We start from the raw sequence: 15,016 nt of genomic DNA on the forward strand, positions 1-15,016 counted from the left end.
GGCCGATGTGGCGCCCCGGTCCGGCCCCGGACGCTGGAGCCATGACTCAGCTCCTGCACCGGATCGGCGGTTTCGCCGCCCTGCACCCGTGGCGCGTCGTCGCCGCCTGGCTCGCGGTCGCCGCCGTCGTGCTCGCCGCCTCGGCGTCGTACGGCGGGGACACCTCGGACTCCATGGAGGTCCCCGGCCTGGACTCGCAGCAGGCGACCGACCTGCTCGAGGCGACCGGCTCCGGCCAGGCCGGGTTGACCGCCCAGCTCGTCGTCAGCCCGCCGGCCGGGCTCGCCGACGTGCGGGCCGAGGCCCTCGCGCTGCCGCACGTCCTGGGCGCGAGCGATCCGGTGGTCTCCCCGGACGGCCAGGTCGGGCTGGTGACGATCCAGTACCCCGGCCTCGAGGAGCTCTCGAAGGAGGACCTGACCGCGCTCCAGGAGGTGCGCGACCGGGCCGACGCCGACCCGGCGCAGCAGGTCGAGCTGCGCGGCGACCTGGTGTTCGCGTTCGCGGAGCCCGAGACCGGCGGTGAGGTCGTCGGCCTGGTCGCGGCGCTCGTGATCCTGCTGGTCGCGTTCGGGTCCGTGGTCGCCGCCGGCATCCCGATCGGCGTCGCCCTCACGGGCCTGGCCACCGCGGTCGGCGCGATGACGCTCGCCGCGCGCCACCTCGACGTACCCACGTGGGCGCCGGTGCTCGGCTCGATGGTCGGTCTCGGCGTGGGCATCGACTACGCGCTGTTCATCCTCACCCGGCACCGCGAGCAGCTCTCGGACGGCGTGCCGCTGCGCGAGTCGATCGCGCGAGCGGTGTCCACGGCCGGGGCGTCCGTGGTGCTCGCCGGCGGGATCGTGGTCGTGGCGATCCTCGGTCTCACGGTCGCCGGCGTGCCGTTCATGACCGCCGGTGCCTTCGCGGTGTCGACGATCGTGCTGGTGATGGTCCTCGCGTCGACCACCCTGCTGCCCGCCCTGCTCGCGATCGCCGGGAACCGCGTGAACGGCACCCGCGGCCAGGCGCGGCGCACCCGCTCGGACGAGCGGTGGCAGCGCCGCGTCGAGCACGTCGTCTCGCACCCGCGCGTGTACGTGCTCGGCGTGCTCGGCGTGCTCGTGCTGCTCGCCCTCCCGGCGTTCGCGCTGCGCGCCGGCATCCCCGACGACGGCACCCTGCCGGAGACGCGCACCGAACGACGCGCCTACGACCTGCTCGCCGACGGCTTCGGCCCCGGCGTGAACGGCCCGCTCCTCGTGGTCGTCGACACCGCCGGCGACCCCGCCGTGCTCGGCCCGCTGCGCGACGCCGTCGCCGCGGACCCGGGCATCGCGTCGGTCCTCCCGCCGACGGTGTCGGGCGACATCGCCACCCTGGTCGCGGACCCGACGACCGGCCCGCAGGACGCGGCGACGTACGACACCACCGAGCGGCTGCGCACGGAGGTCATCCCGCAGGCGCTCGGCGACGGCCCGGCCAGCGCCCACGTCGGCGGGCAGACCGCCGGGTTCGCCGACGTCGGTGCCCGCGTCAACGAGCGGCTGCCGTGGTTCGTCGCCGCGGTGCTGCTGCTGTCCGCGCTGCTGCTGGCGGTGGTGTTCCGTTCGGTGCTGATCCCGCTCCAGGCGGCCCTGATGAACCTGCTCAGCATCGGCGCGGCGTACGGCGTCCTCGTGATGGTGTTCCAGTGGGGCTGGGGTGCGGAGCTGATCGGGCTGGAGTCGACGGTCCCGGTCGTCTCGTTCATCCCGATGTTCATGTTCGCGGTGGTGTTCGGGCTCTCGATGGACTACGAGGTGTTCCTGCTGTCACGGATCCGCGAGGAGTACGACGCCACCGGCGACACCCGCGGCGCGATCGTGCACGGCCTCACCCGCACCGGCCGGGTCATCACCTCGGCGGCGTTCATCATGATCGCGGTGTTCCTCGGCTTCGTGCTCGGGGAGGACCCGGCCACCAAGATGTTCGGGCTCGGCCTCGCGACCGCGGTCCTCGTCGACGCCACGCTGGTCCGCATGGTCCTGCTGCCCGCGACCATGCAGCTGTTCGGACGTTGGAACTGGTGGGCGCCGGGCGCCGGTAGGGTGAGGGCAGGTGAGCCGGGAAGTCTGGTCGGCAGCTCTGTCACCGACCCATCAGGAGCACCGTGAGCAAAGCGGACGGCACGCCCCAGAGGCTCTTCTCCCGAGGTTCGTTCCTCGAGAGCTCGCGGACCGCGGAGATCCTGCGCGCGGAGGCGACCGGCGGCCTGCTGCTGATCATCGCGGCGGCCGTCGCCCTCGTGTGGGCGAACAGCCCCTGGCGTGACGCCTACTTCGACCTGCGCAACACGGTCGTCGGCTTCACGCCGTTCGACCTGCACCTGGACCTCAGCCTCGGCGCGTGGGCGGCCGACGGGCTGCTGGCGATCTTCTTCTTCGTGGCGGGTCTCGAGCTCAAGCGGGAGTTCGTCGCCGGCGACCTCCGCGACCCGCGGCGCGCCGCGCTGCCGGTGATCGCCGCCGTGGGCGGCATGGCGGTGCCCGCGGTGATCTTCGTGCTGTGGAACCTCGGGACCGACGACCTCGTCGGCTGGGCGATCCCGACCGCGACCGACATCGCGTTCGCCGTCGCGATCCTCGCGGTCATCAGCACCCACCTGCCGTCGGGCCTGCGCACGTTCCTGCTGACGCTCGCCGTGGTCGACGACCTGCTCGCGATCACGGTCATCGCGCTCTTCTACACCGACCACCTCGACGTCCCCTACCTGCTCCTCTCGCTGGTCCCGATCGCGGCCTTCGGGTTCCTGGCGCAGCGGGGCGTCCACCGCGGGTGGCTCCTGATCCCGCTCGCCGTGGTCGCCTGGGCGCTCGTGCACGAGTCCGGGGTGCACGCCACCGTCGCGGGCGTCGCGCTGGCGTTCACGGTCCCTGTCCGCACCAGCGTCAGCGACAGTGATCGCGGGCTCGCCGAGCACCTCGAGCACCTGATCCGGCCGATCTCGGCCGGCTTCGCCGTACCGGTCTTCGCGTTCTTCGCCGCCGGTGTGTACGTCGGCGGCCTCGACGGCCTGCGCGCCGCGCTCACCGACCAGATCGCCCTCGGCATCATGTGCGGCCTCGTGCTCGGCAAGACGATCGGGATCGCGGGCTCGACCTGGCTGCTGTCGACGTTCACCCGCGCCGATCTCGACGAGGAGCTGAGCTGGGTCGACGTGATCGGCATGTCGCTGCTCGCGGGGATCGGGTTCACCGTCTCGCTGCTCATCGGCGAGCTCGCCTTCGGCTACGGCACCCGCGAGGACGACGTCGCGAAGGTCGGGGTCCTCGTCGGCTCGGTCTGCGCCGGTCTGCTCGCGACGATCGTGCTGCGGGCGCGCAACCGGGTGTACCGGCGGATCTGCGAGCTGGAGCAGGTGGACTCCGACGCGGACGGGGTGCCCGACGTCTACCAGCGGGGCGACGACTCGCCGTGATTCTGTAAGGTCGCGCGCATGGCGACGAATCAGGACCACAACACCGACCCGACGATCGGCCGGCTCGTCCACGACGCCAGCAAGGACATCTCCACGCTGATCCAGAAGGAGATCCAGCTCGCCAAGTCCGAGCTGAAGGTCAGCGTGCAGGCCGGCGGCATCGGGGTCGGGCTGTTCGCCGGCGCGGCGTTCATCCTGGTGCTCGCGATCATCATGCTGTCGTTCGCGTTCGTGTACCTCATCCACTGGAGCGGCTCAGGTCTCGACCTGCAGTGGGCGTTCCTGATCGTGTTCGGGTTCTACCTCCTGGTGACCGCGCTGCTGGTCTTCATCGGCGTCCGCAAGATGAAGCAGGTGCGCGCACCCGAGCGGGCGATCGAGCAGGGCCGGGAGATCCCGAAGGCCCTGAAGGGCGAGACCTCGGCCTAACCGGCGCACCCGCCGGTGTCGACCGGCTCGGTGTTGGTCAGCCCGGCGGCGGCGCTCTGCGCCACCTGGTCGGCGGTCAGCGCGTAGCCGGTGTCGGGGTCGGTCACGGACGCGGCGAACACCACGCCGGCGACGTCGCCGCCGGAGGACACGATCGGACCGCCGGAGTTGCCCGGCAGGATCCGGCCGCGCAGCGAGAAGACCTCGCGGATCACCGCGCCGTCGCCGTAGATGTTCGGCGAGCGGAGCCGCTGCTCGGCGCGGATGCGCGCGGGCTGCGCGTTGTAGGGGCCGTCCTGCGGGTAGCCGAGCACCGCGACACCGTCCTCGGCCTCCGCGGTCCGGTCGAACGCGAGGACCGGCAGGTCTCCGTCGTCGAGCGCGAGGACCGCGACGTCGATGTCCGGGTTGTAGTGGACGACGTCCGCGTCCACGGACTCGTCGCCGATCATGACCTCGGGGTCGTCGATGCCCGCGACCACGTGGGCGTTGGTCATCAGCCGCCCGTCGGCGTACAGGAACCCGCTGCCCTCGACGCCCCGCCCGCACTCGTTGGTGCCGCGGATCTTGAGCACGCTGGCGGCGGCCCGCTCGACGTCGGGATCCGACAGCAGCCGCTTCGGGCCCGGGCCGACCTCCACGATCCGCTCGGGGGCGAACGGCTCGAGGTAGCGCGGGAAGAAGCTGGTCCCGACCACGTCGTTGAACGCCTGGAGCGCGCCGTCCGCCGAGTCGGGCAGCACCTCGTCGACGTTCGCGAGCACCGTCGAGCTGCGCACGAGCGGCGTGACCGAGCCGATCCGGGAGCCGGAGATCGCGACGCCGAGCGCCCACGCGACGAGGAGCACCGCGACCGCGCTGAGGGCGGCGCCGCCGACCGCGTCGATCGCGCGGATCGGCTGCCAGGTGATCTTGTCGCGGATCCGCGACCCGGTGAACTGGCAGATGGCCTGGCCGAGCGACGCCGCGAGGATCACGATGAAGAGCGCGCCGAGGGAGACCATCAGCGACGGGTCGGCGTCGCCCAGGGCGACCGGCGCGAGCCAGACACCGAAGAGGCCGCCGAGCAGGAGCCCGCCCGTGGCGAACGCGCCGGTGATGAAGCCCTGCCAGTAGCCCGAGAGGGCGTAGGCGAGGACCAGGACGACGAGCAGCCAGTCGAGCAGGTTCACCCGGTCTCGTCCCCCTCGTGCTCGTCCTCGATGTCGAGCAACCTCGACCGACGGGGGTCAGCCTGCAGCATGTAGTCCGGCAGGTCACGCACGCGGGACTCGTCCCACGGGCGCGTCCAGCCCAGGTAGTCGAAGAGCCGGGCGATGATCCCGCCGGTGAACCCCCACAGGATCACGTCCTTGTCGGGGCCGATGAGGAACCCCGGGCTGCGGTAGTCGCCTCGTGGGACCCGGACCATGACCCGGTGCTCGGGGTCGAGCAGCTCGCTGATCGGCACGTGGTGGATGGCGTGCACCTCGGCCCGGCTGACGATGCTCACCTCACCGGGCTCCCGCCACCACCCGAGGATCGGCGTGACCGCGAAGTTGCTCGGCGGCAGCCACAGCTCGGGCAGCCGGCCGAAGACCTCGACCTCCGCCGGGTCGAGCCCGATCTCCTCCTCGGCCTCGCGCAGCGCCGCCTGGACGACGGTCTCACCCGGGTCGACCGAGCCGCCCGGGAACGACACCTGGCCCGGGTGGGAGCGCATGTCGTGGGCGCGCTCGGTGAGCAGCAGCTCGCCGCCCTGCGGTCCCTCGCCGAACAGCATCAGCACCGCCCCGCGGCGCGCGTCGCCGCCCGGCGGCGGGGTGAACTTGGTCAGGTCGTCGGCCGAGATCGCCTCGGCACCCGCGCGGACCGGCTCCAGCCAGTCGGGGATCACAGGTCGATCCCGAGGTGCTCGGCGACCAGGTCGGCCAGCTCGTCGGCGGAGTCGACCGACTGCGTCACGAACGCGACCTCGCCGTCCTCGGCGAGGAAGACCAGGTGCGGCAGACCCCGGATCACCGGGAGCGGGTCCTGGGCGTTGAGGTCGCCCCCGGGGTCGGCGAGCAGCGGATAGGTCACGCCGGTGGTGCGCGCGAGGTCGAGCGCGGCGGCGGGCTGCTGGTCCTGGTAGTCGATGCCGAGCACCGGCACCTGGTCGCCGTACTGCTCGTGGAACTCCTGGAGCGCCGGCATCTCCTTGCGGCACGGCCCGCACCACGACGCCCACAGGTTGATGACCATCGGGCCCTCGAGGGTCGAGAGGTCGACGTCCGGCCCGCCTCCGAGGCACGGCAGGGTGACGGCGGGCAGGCCGCCGTCGGTGGCGTCGCCCGGGACGCAGTCCGCGACGTCGGTCCGCTCCTTGGCCTTCACGAGCTCGGGGGTGCCGACGTCGACGTTCGACCGGCCCGGCTCCGGGACGTCGTCGCACGCGCTCAGCGTCAGAACGGCCGCGACGAGCGCGGCCGCGAGGGGGAGCCTCATGCTCTGCCCTCGGTCTTGACCAGCTTCGCCGCGACCTCGGGGTCGGTCGGGCCCTCGCCGTACGACGGGCACCACTTCGCCACCGGGCAGGCGCCGCAGGCGGGCTTCTGGGCGTGGCAGACCCGGCGGCCGTGCCAGATCAGGTGGTGGCTGAGCATCGTCCAGTCGCGCTTCTCGAACAGCGCGCCGATCGCGTGCTCGACCTTGACCGGGTCGGTCTCCTCGGTCCAGCGGAAGCGGCGGGCGAGCCGGCCGAAGTGGGTGTCGACGGTGATGCCGGGGATGCCGAAGGCGTTGCCGAGCACGACGTTCGCGGTCTTGCGGCCGACCCCGGGGAGCTTGACGAGGTCGTCGAGGCGCGGCGGCACCTGGCCCCCGTGGTCGGCGACCAGGGCGGCGCTGAGCTTCAGCAGGGACTCGGTCTTGGCGCGGAAGAAGCCGAGGGGGCCGACGATGCCCTCGAGCGTGGCCCGGTCGGCGGCCGCCATCGCCTTGGCGTCGGGGTAGGCCGCGAACAGCGTGGGCCGGACGGCGTTCACACGCTTGTCGGTGGTCTGGGCGCTCAGCACGGTCACCACGAGCAGCTGGAACGGGTCGTCGAAGTCGAGCTCGCACTTCGCGTCGGGGTAGGTCTCGGCGAGCATCCGGTCGATCTTCCGGGCGCGGCGGACCAGGCTCGTGCGAGTCTCGGAAGCAACGGTGGCGGACACCCGCCCAGGGTACGGCGAGGTGCCGACACCACCGAGCCGACGGGGCGTAGCGTCCACCCGAGAGTGTCCAGTCGCTGTGAACTATCCCACTGGATAGGATTCGGCGCGGGACCCGTGTGCAGCGGGGACATTCCTGAGGAGGATTTCGTGGACAACGACGTACTGCGCCAGGCACCGCTGTTCAGCGCGCTCGACGACGAGGCGGCGACGGCACTGCGGGCGTCGATGGCCGAGAGCAAGCTGCGCCGCGGCGACGTGCTGTTCCACGAGGGCGACTCGGGCGACAAGCTCTACATCGTGCTCGACGGCAAGGTGAAGCTCGGCCGCACCTCCGCGGACGGCCGCGAGAACCTCCTCGCGATCCTCGGCCCGGGCCAGATGTTCGGTGAGCTCTCGCTCTTCGACCCCGGCCCGCGCTCCGCGACCGTCACCGCGGTCACCGATGCGTCGTTCGCCTCCCTCTCCCACGAGGACCTGCTGCGCTGGCTCGAGGGTCGCCCGACGGTCGCCCGCGGCCTGCTCGCCCAGCTCGCCGGCCGGCTCCGCAAGGCCAACGACGTCGTCGCCGACCTGGTGTTCTCCGACGTCCCCGGCCGCGTCGCCAAGGCGCTGCTCGACCTCGCCGACCGCTTCGGCCGCACCGCCGACGACGGCGTCCACGTCCACCACGACCTCACCCAGGAGGAGCTCGCCCAGCTGGTCGGCGCCTCCCGCGAGACCGTGAACAAGGCCCTGGCCGACTTCGCCTCCCGTGGCTGGCTGCGCCTCGAGCCCCGCTCGGTCGTGATCATGGACGTCGAGCGCCTCGGCCGCCGCGCCCGCTAGACGTTGAATCGGGACTTCCGGTCCGTTGAGTCGGGAGTTTCGGTCACTCGAGTCGGGAGTTTCGGTCACCAGCGGCGGTTGGAGTACGCCGGCACGAGCGCAGCACGGAGCTCGCTGAGCCACCGGTCGCGCTTCGCGTCGGTGAAGTCGCCGTTGCGCAGGACGATCACGGTCCAGCCGTTGCGGCGCAGCCAGTTACGACGTTCCTCGTCCTCGGCCTCCCGGCCCTCGTGCGCCTCCTCGCCGTCGTACTCGACGCACACCCGCGCCCGGCGGTAGGCGAGGTCGAGCCGGTACGTCGCGACGCCCTCGACCGTGATCCACACCTGCGGCTCGGGCAGCGGCAGCCCGGCGTCCGCGATGTCGAGGTACACCCAGGCCTCGCGCTGCGACTCGATGCGCGGCTCGACCAGGCCGACGAGCCCGCGCAGCTGGATGACGCCGCGACGCCGTCGGTAGCGGCCGAGCTCGTGCTCGAGGTCGATGGCAGTGAGGCCGTGCAGTCGGGCGAGCATCACCATCGCCGCGAACGCCTCCCGGCGCTTCAAGCAGCAGCCGAGGTCGAGCGCCGTGCGCAACGGAGTCGTCACGCAGACGCCGTACAGCGTCATCAGGTCGCGGGGACGCAGGTCTCGGGTGCGTCCGTCGACGCCGGACACCGTGGTCGGCTCGTGCCAACGCAGCGCGCACGTCTCCGTCACCAGACCGGCGTCGTGCTCGGCATGTACGTACGTGTCGACACCATGGAGCCACGCGGCCGTGCGGTCGGTGACCACGTGGTGCGGGCTGACCACCCGGGCGACCGCGCGGGCCTTGAGCGTCAGCGAATCCGGCACGTGGGCGGCGACGAAGACACCGCGGACGATCGGCCTGACCTCGCCGCGTCGCCGTCCCTGCCTCAGCGCCGACGGGAGAAGTCCCCAGGACGCGAGGTCAGCGCGGGTGAAGGGTTCGACGGGCCAGGTGCGTTCCATGGCTGGGACCGTCCCCGGTCAGCCTGGGCTGCGCACCTGCTGTTCGCGCCCCTGTGGAAAGGACCGGAACGCCCGACTCGACGGACCGGAACCCCCGACTCGACGGACCGGAACTCCCGACTCGACGGACCGGAACTCCCGACTCGACGGACCGGAAGTCCCGATTCAACGTTGGGAGAGGTAGGCGAGCTGGGCGCGGACGGAGAGCTCGGCGGCGGGCCAGAGGGAGGAGTCGACGTCGGCGTACACGACCTCGACGACCTGGCGGGGGAGGGAGTCGTCCTCGGAGAGCTCCGGGGAGATCGCGACGCCGAGCTCGGCGAGGGCGCGCTCGACCTGGGCGAGGCGGTCGCGGCGGTGGGCGAGGTAGTGGTCGAGGACGCCGAGGGCGTCGTCGAGGACCGGACCGTGGGCCGGCCAGAGGGTGCGCACCTCGCCGGACACCGCCAGCGAGCGCATCCGGGTGATCGAGTCGAAGTACGGCCCGAGCTGGCCGTCCGGGTGGGCGACGACCGTCGTGCCCCGGCCGAGCACCATGTCGCCGGTCAGCAGCGCACCGTCGGCGGGCACGACCAGGGAGATCGAGTCCGCGGTGTGTCCCGGCGTGGTCAGCACCCGCAGCGCGAGCCCGTCCACGGAGAGGTCCTCTCCGTCGACCAGCGGAGGAGCGTCCACGCACAGCGCCGGCTCGAGGGCGCGTACGGCGCAACCCTTGCGGCGCGCGAACTCCGCGGCCACCTCGGCGTGGTCGAAGTGGTGGTGCGTGAGCAGCACCAGCCCCACGTCGCCCAGCTCGGCCGTGAGTCGCTCGAGGTGCCCGTCCTCGATCGGGCCGGGGTCGACCACGACCGACGCGGAGGCGCCGGGCTCCTGGAGCACCCAGGTGTTCGTGCCGTCGAGCGTCATGATCCCGGGGTTCGGCGCGAGCAGGCAGCGCCCGCGCGTCCCGAAGGACCCGCCCTCCCAGGACGTCACGAGCGGTGCCGCGCGGCGACCAGCGGCCGGAGCCGGTCCGGCATCGACAGCGTCCAGCCCTCGCCGAGCGGCTCGACGGCCGGCGTGAACATCTCCACCGACCGCGACGCCGCGACCTCCAGCACCTCCGCCGGCGACGCGAAGCTGCCGACCTCCAGCGAGGTGAGGTACGTCGGCGGCATCAGCGCGAGCTCCTCCGCGTCGGCCTGGTCGGCGGCGACGCGGGCGGGGATCCACGCGACCGACGACGACTCCGTCGACACGTCTCGGGTGACCTGCCCGTCGGGGAGGACGGCCACGAAGAACCAGGTGCGGTAGCGCTTCGGCTCGAAGATCGGCGTCAGCCACGCGTCCCACACGCCCAGCAGGTCGGTGCGCAGGACCAGTCCCCGGCGGTTCAGGAAGTCGGTCAGTGCCAGCTCGCGCGACTCCAGCGCGACCCGGTCGGCCTCCCAGTCGTCGCCGGTGGTGTCGGCGACGACCGACGACGGCGACGTACCGGCCAGCAGCACACCGGACTCCTCGAACGTCTCGCGCACGGCTGCGCACACCAGCGCGCGAGCGGTCTCCTCGTCGCAGCCCAGCCGGGTCGCCCAGTCCGCGGGCGACGGCCCGACCCACCCGACCGACGCGTCGAAGTCGCGACGGTCGACGCCACCGCCGGGGAACACCGCCATCCCGGCGGCGAAGTCCATCGAGACGTGCCGGCGCAGGTAGTAGACCTCCGGCCCGTCCTCGGACGGCCGCATCAGGATCACCGTCGCCGCGTCCCGCGGCTCGGCGGGCGTGTTCGTCCCGTCGGTGAACGAGCGCGCCACGTCGACCAGGTGCTCAGGCAGCGGCACCGGCGGGAGGGGGATCTTCACGCGGTGCCCCTCACGAGGCGATCCGGACCACGATCTCCACCTCGACCGGCGAGTCGAGGGGCAGCACGGGTACGCCGACCGCGGACCGCGCGTGCACGCCCGCGTCGCCGAACACCTCGCCGAACAGCTCGGACGCGCCGTTCGCGACCTGCGGCTGGCCGGTGAAGTCCGGCGTCGACGCCACGAACACGACGACCTTCACGATCTGCGCGACCTGGTCGAGGTCGCCGACCATCGACTTCACGGCGGCGATCGCGTTGAGCGCGCACTGCTGCGCGCACGCCTTGGCCTCCTCCGGGCTCACCTCGCCGCCGACCTTGCCGGTCAGCATCAGCTCGCCGTTCTTCATCGGCAGCTGGCCGGAGGTGAACACGTGGTCGCCGGACACGACCGCCGGGACGTACGCCGCCACCGGCTTGGCCACCTCGGGCACCGACAGGCCGAGCGCGGCCAGCCGGTCCTCGGCTGCGCTCATGCGAGCGGCCGCTTGAAGTAGCCCACGAGGTTCTCGGGGTTCATGCCCGGCGCGATCTGCACCAGCTCCCACCCGTCGGCCCCGAAGTTGTCCAGGATCTGCTTGGCCGCATGCGTGAGGATCGGCGCGGTCAGGTACTCCCACTTGGTCATGCCCCGCACCCTACTCGCGCGCTTTCAGCGCTGACCCGGCGAACCGTCCAAGCCAGCAGGAGCAGCAGTGGCACGCCCACCGCCGCCCACGCACCCAGCGCGACCCCGGTGCCCCACTCGGCGCCGGCGATGCCCAGCGCCGGCCGCGCCGCAGCGATGCCGAGACCGGCCGCAGCGCTGACCAACGACAACGCGGTCGCCCGCGAGCTCGCGGCGGCCCGTTCCGCGACTGCGGCCTCCGACGCCGTCAGCGACAGGTAGTAGCAGCAGCCGAGGACCGGCACGCACAGGACCGCGAGCACGCCGCTCGCGAGAGCCGCGCCAGTCACGGCGAGGACCATCGCCGCGAACCCGACGCCGATCGCCGACAGTCCCAGCCGCCGGTACGCCGGCGCGGCCGCCAGGCTCCCGACGATTCCGGTGGCCGCGAACCCGGCGTACATCCAGGCCGCTGCCTGCTCGCTCATTCCCTCGGCCAGCACCAGGGGTTGAAAGAGGAACGTCACGCTCCACCCGTAGAAGAGCACCAGGCCACCACAGAGGAGCAGCGCCTGCAGGACGCGGTCCGTCTGCACCTCCCGGAGCTCGCTGAACCGGATCGACGAGGTGGGCTCCGGCGCGCCGGTTCGCGGCAGGGTCGCGATCAGCGGCACCGCGACCAGCGCGCAGCCGGCGGTCACCAGGAAGGGCAGCCGGGGATCGAGGTGGTAGAGCGCGCCCGCCGATGCCAGCGAGACACACCCGGCCAGCCCCGCCGCACCTCGGACGACCCCGAGCGCTGGCAGGACCCCGACGTCGGGTTGGTACCGGCCGACGGCCTCGGTGAGGTACGCCGTCCCCAGCCCGGACGCGGCCGCCCACTGGACACCCCACAGCAGCCAGGCGCCGACCAGCATCGCGGTCGTGTCGACGTTCGCGACCGAGAGGTAGGTGACGACCGTCAGCACCCCGAACGCGAGGTACGCCGGGCGACGTCCGAGGCGGTCCGCGACGATGCCCATCGGTACCTCGCAGAGGACGACCATGAGCCGGAAGAGGGCGTCGACGAGCACGATGATGCCGATGCCGTAGCCGAGGTCGCGCAGGAACAGGTACCAGACCGGGAACCAGAACTGGGTCTGCAGCAGGAGCTCGACGAGTGCGAAGCGCCGGACCAGGCCGCTTCGAAACGCCGCCATCAGCGCTGCGTGCGGCGGAAGTACGTGTAGAGCACCGCCAGCAGGATGGAGATCCCCACCGATGCGAGGAGCAGCAGGTCGGCCGGCTGGGCCGCGATCCAGCTGGTGACGGCGTTCTGGTTCGTGTCGTAGCCCGCCATGCCGGGATCGACCGCCATCGTGCGTCCGAACTCGGTGAGTGCGACCGTGGTCCCGAGGATCGACGTGATGCCGATCCCGAGCAGGATCGTGTCGGTGAAGACGGAAGACCTGGCGTTGCGCTGCTCAGCGAGCTCGCCCAGCCGCCGCTCGCAGGCGGCAGTCTTCAGGTTGACGGGCCCGACCACGACCGCCTCGAACTCCCAGTACTCCAGGATCGCGGCGAGCTCAGCTCGGACCGCACGGCTGAGGTACTTCGTGACGTCCTGCAGGTGCATGGAGATGAACTGCGCGCGGCGGGAGCAGTCCTCCAGCTCGCCCCGCAGGTCGCTCAGGGAGATCGAGGGGACAGGCGCCAAGGACTGCGCCAACACATGGGTGAGCTGGACGTCGATGTTCTCCATCGCCGCGTAGAAGTACTGCGCCAGCCTCAGAGCGGTCCACTCGTCGGGGAAGGCATCGGTCACGGCTCGCGTCGACCCGGGCCGGAAGACGAACAGGTAGTTGAGCCAGCGCACGAGATGGCCGTGCGGCTCGGCCTCCGTGGGGATGACCGCCATGGGTTCAGCAGGACCGGCCGAGTCCTTGACCCAGTAAGCGGCCTGGTCGCGCCATCCCGGCGTGTCCGGGTCCACCAGCAGGCTCCGCGTCACCCACAGGACGCGGCCGTGGTCGCGGCTGTCGTCGCCCGCGGCCCGCTCCGCAATGACCTCCTCGTGCCGGTCGTGGGCGCGGAGCGCCGCGACGATCGGCACCAGGTAGCGGTCGTGCACCTCACGACCGAGCCTCTCGCCCCAGACGACGACACTCTCGCGCAGGTCATCCAGGTCGACGTCCGCGGCGACGTCGGCCTCGGCCTCGAGGGTGAAGATCCCGTGGTCGTAGAGGCGCAGCTCGATGATCGTGCCGCCGGTGGGATCGATCGTGGGCGGGATCGCGAGCTCGACGTGCTCTCCCGTGAGCCGAAGCACCAGGACGTCGACCGGTCGCTCGAGAGTGTCGACGTCGATCTGCGTGTAGCGGTTGAACCGGCCGCGGACGGCGGTGCGGCTGATCTCGAGCGCGGACGGCGGCAGCGCGGCAGCAGGCACGTGGGCGGCGGCCGCGGCGTACGCCGGGACGTGGGCGTCGCTCCAGAACGCGTCGTAGCGCCCGGGGTCCTGAACGGCGGCGCCCAGGCGTTCCCGGTAGTCGACGAGTCCCGGCACCAGCAGTCGGATCCGGGTCACGATCCACTCCCTCCGAGAACCAGGGCTCGCGCGTCGGCGAGCAGGATCCGGCCCTGCGACGGGCCGTCGAGCACCTTCACCTCGACCATGACCGGCCGCGTCGGCACCCTCGCGACGCCCGACCTGAACTCGTCCGGCCACTCCAGGACACGTACGCCGGTCCCGGACGGGGTGAGCACCAGCCGGCCGGACGCATCGCTGAGCACCGCCAGCTCGGCGTCGCCGACCGCCTGCACGGTGAGACCCTCGTCCCCGCTGCTCGTGTCGAGCGCGGCGATCGCGTCGGCGTACAGGTCGGTCGCCTTCACCGCGGCGAGGGCCTGGTTGAAGCCGTCGAGGAAGCGACGGTTCTCGTCGGAGGGCGGGAGCATGAAGTGGAGCGCCTCGTGCGAGCCGAGCAGCCCGTTGTCTCCCGCCGGCAGCGGCTCGACCGTGGACGCGTCCCCGAGGAACGAGGGCGCGGAGAGCGCGGCTTCGCCGGCCTTCAGCCCGTCCGGTACGACGTCGACGTCTCCGTTCGCGAGCGCGGTGAGGGCCGCCGCGGTCGTCGGGTACTCGATGAAGTCCGCGACCGCGGCCTCCAGCTCGGGCCAGTAGTCGTAACCGGCCACGTGGGCCACTCGCAGTGCCGCCAGGTCGCTGGGTTCACTGATCCGCTGCGCCACCTGGTCGTCGCGCCGGACGAACAGGACGTAGTCGAAGTCGAGGAGGGGGTCGGAGAGCAGGAAGTCCTGTTGCCGCGACTCGCTCGCGACGAAGGGGAACCCGCCGATGACAGACCCCCGGTCGGTCCGCTCCTCGGCCAGCGACCAGGTCGAGAACGTGACCTCCGGTGCGTAGCCCTGACGCTCGAGGACCTCGGACACGATCCGCGAGACCGGTCCCCCGCCAGCGAGATCGGCTCCGACGTACGGTTCCCAGTCCCCGCTGGCGACCAGCACCGGCTTGGGCGGACGGACCGGCGAGGACGTCAGCCGAGACACGAGGAACATCAGGACGAGGACGACGACCAGGCAGAGGACGAGGGTCGGCCACATGAGCATGAGTCGACGACTGAGCTTCGCGCGTGGCAAGACCATCCCCCTGGGTCGTCCGTGTGACGGCCGTCAGAGTAGTCCGTCTCGGGACGGGCCACGTCCACAAACGCGAGTCGTACC

Annotated in this window: 16 protein-coding genes; 4 read left to right on the plus strand and 12 right to left on the minus strand. The window is 72.0% G+C overall.

Going from position 1 to position 15,016, the window contains the following annotated elements; genetic code table 11:
• Positions 1 to 41: 41 nt before the first annotated feature.
• The 3 genes from ABD875_RS01390 to ABD875_RS01400 are packed head-to-tail and all read left to right on the plus strand — an operon-like array spanning position 42 to position 3,871.
• Positions 42 to 2,138 (plus strand): MMPL family transporter, encoded by a 2,097-nt coding sequence (locus ABD875_RS01390; protein ID WP_345170675.1) that lies wholly within the window; start codon positions 42 to 44, stop codon positions 2,136 to 2,138.
• Positions 2,135 to 3,442: a Na+/H+ antiporter NhaA gene (gene nhaA / locus ABD875_RS01395; RefSeq protein WP_345170676.1), complete on the plus strand. Its 1,308-nt coding sequence runs from the start codon at positions 2,135 to 2,137 to the stop codon at positions 3,440 to 3,442. Before ABD875_RS01390 ends, nhaA begins: the two co-directional genes overlap by 4 nt.
• 18 nt (positions 3,443 to 3,460) lie before the next feature.
• A complete protein-coding gene (locus ABD875_RS01400) occupies positions 3,461 to 3,871 on the plus strand; it encodes a phage holin family protein (RefSeq protein WP_345170677.1) in 411 nt (136 codons plus the stop codon).
• Here ABD875_RS01400 and ABD875_RS01405 read toward each other — a convergent pair.
• Genes ABD875_RS01405 through nth form a run of 4 tightly spaced genes read right to left on the minus strand, consistent with a single transcriptional unit; the run spans position 3,868 to position 6,981 of the window.
• Positions 3,868 to 5,043, minus strand: a complete 1,176-nt coding sequence (locus ABD875_RS01405; protein WP_345170678.1) for a MarP family serine protease — start codon at positions 5,041 to 5,043, stop codon at positions 3,868 to 3,870. The two genes, ABD875_RS01400 and ABD875_RS01405, sit on opposite strands and share 4 nt — an antisense overlap.
• On the minus strand, positions 5,040 to 5,747 hold the full coding sequence (locus tag ABD875_RS01410) for an NUDIX hydrolase (RefSeq protein ID WP_345170679.1): 708 nt from the start codon (positions 5,745 to 5,747) through the stop codon (positions 5,040 to 5,042). Before ABD875_RS01410 ends, ABD875_RS01405 begins: the two co-directional genes overlap by 4 nt.
• Complete coding sequence (locus ABD875_RS01415) at positions 5,744 to 6,337, minus strand: TlpA family protein disulfide reductase (RefSeq protein WP_345170680.1); 594 nt, start codon at positions 6,335 to 6,337, stop codon at positions 5,744 to 5,746. Before ABD875_RS01415 ends, ABD875_RS01410 begins: the two co-directional genes overlap by 4 nt.
• Positions 6,334 to 6,981: an endonuclease III gene (gene nth, locus ABD875_RS01420; protein WP_345170716.1), complete on the minus strand. Its 648-nt coding sequence runs from the start codon at positions 6,979 to 6,981 to the stop codon at positions 6,334 to 6,336. Before nth ends, ABD875_RS01415 begins: the two co-directional genes overlap by 4 nt.
• Positions 6,982 to 7,194: 213 nt before the next feature.
• On the opposite strand from nth, the gene ABD875_RS01425 reads away from it, so the two are divergent.
• Entirely contained in the window at positions 7,195 to 7,872 is a 678-nt protein-coding gene (locus tag ABD875_RS01425) for a Crp/Fnr family transcriptional regulator (RefSeq protein ID WP_345170681.1), read from the plus strand.
• A 65-nt stretch (positions 7,873 to 7,937) separates the two neighbouring features.
• Here the strand turns inward: ABD875_RS01425 and ABD875_RS01430 are convergent, their stop codons facing one another.
• From ABD875_RS01430 to ABD875_RS01465, 8 genes are all read right to left on the minus strand, one after another.
• The gene (locus ABD875_RS01430; RefSeq protein WP_345170682.1) at positions 7,938 to 8,846 is read right to left on the minus strand and encodes a DUF559 domain-containing protein; all 909 of its coding nucleotides are present in this window, start codon (positions 8,844 to 8,846) and stop codon (positions 7,938 to 7,940) included.
• 165 nt (positions 8,847 to 9,011) lie between these two features.
• Complete coding sequence (locus ABD875_RS01435; RefSeq protein WP_345170683.1) at positions 9,012 to 9,821, minus strand: MBL fold metallo-hydrolase; 810 nt, start codon at positions 9,819 to 9,821, stop codon at positions 9,012 to 9,014.
• Positions 9,818 to 10,687 (minus strand): NUDIX hydrolase, encoded by an 870-nt coding sequence (locus ABD875_RS01440; protein ID WP_345170685.1) that lies wholly within the window; start codon positions 10,685 to 10,687, stop codon positions 9,818 to 9,820. The genes ABD875_RS01435 and ABD875_RS01440 overlap by 4 nt, the downstream gene beginning before the upstream one ends.
• A 10-nt stretch (positions 10,688 to 10,697) precedes the next feature.
• A complete protein-coding gene (locus ABD875_RS01445; RefSeq protein ID WP_345170686.1) occupies positions 10,698 to 11,162 on the minus strand; it encodes a RidA family protein in 465 nt (154 codons plus the stop codon).
• The gene (gene sp36, locus ABD875_RS01450) at positions 11,159 to 11,314 is read right to left on the minus strand and encodes a Sp36 family protein (RefSeq protein WP_243060190.1); all 156 of its coding nucleotides are present in this window, start codon (positions 11,312 to 11,314) and stop codon (positions 11,159 to 11,161) included. Before sp36 ends, ABD875_RS01445 begins: the two co-directional genes overlap by 4 nt.
• On the minus strand, positions 11,311 to 12,492 hold the full coding sequence (locus ABD875_RS01455) for an MFS transporter (RefSeq protein ID WP_345170687.1): 1,182 nt from the start codon (positions 12,490 to 12,492) through the stop codon (positions 11,311 to 11,313). Before ABD875_RS01455 ends, sp36 begins: the two co-directional genes overlap by 4 nt.
• Positions 12,492 to 13,859 carry a hypothetical protein gene (locus ABD875_RS01460; protein ID WP_345170688.1) on the minus strand — a complete coding sequence of 456 codons (1,368 nt, stop codon included), beginning with the start codon at positions 13,857 to 13,859 and terminating at the stop codon, positions 12,492 to 12,494. Before ABD875_RS01460 ends, ABD875_RS01455 begins: the two co-directional genes overlap by 1 nt.
• Positions 13,856 to 14,896 (minus strand): substrate-binding periplasmic protein, encoded by a 1,041-nt coding sequence (locus tag ABD875_RS01465; protein ID WP_345170689.1) that lies wholly within the window; start codon positions 14,894 to 14,896, stop codon positions 13,856 to 13,858. Before ABD875_RS01465 ends, ABD875_RS01460 begins: the two co-directional genes overlap by 4 nt.
• Positions 14,897 to 15,016: the final 120 nt, after the last annotated feature.

The organism is Nocardioides caricicola, assembly GCF_039541135.1.
Taxonomy (GTDB): Bacteria; Actinomycetota; Actinomycetes; order Propionibacteriales; family Nocardioidaceae; genus Nocardioides; species Nocardioides caricicola.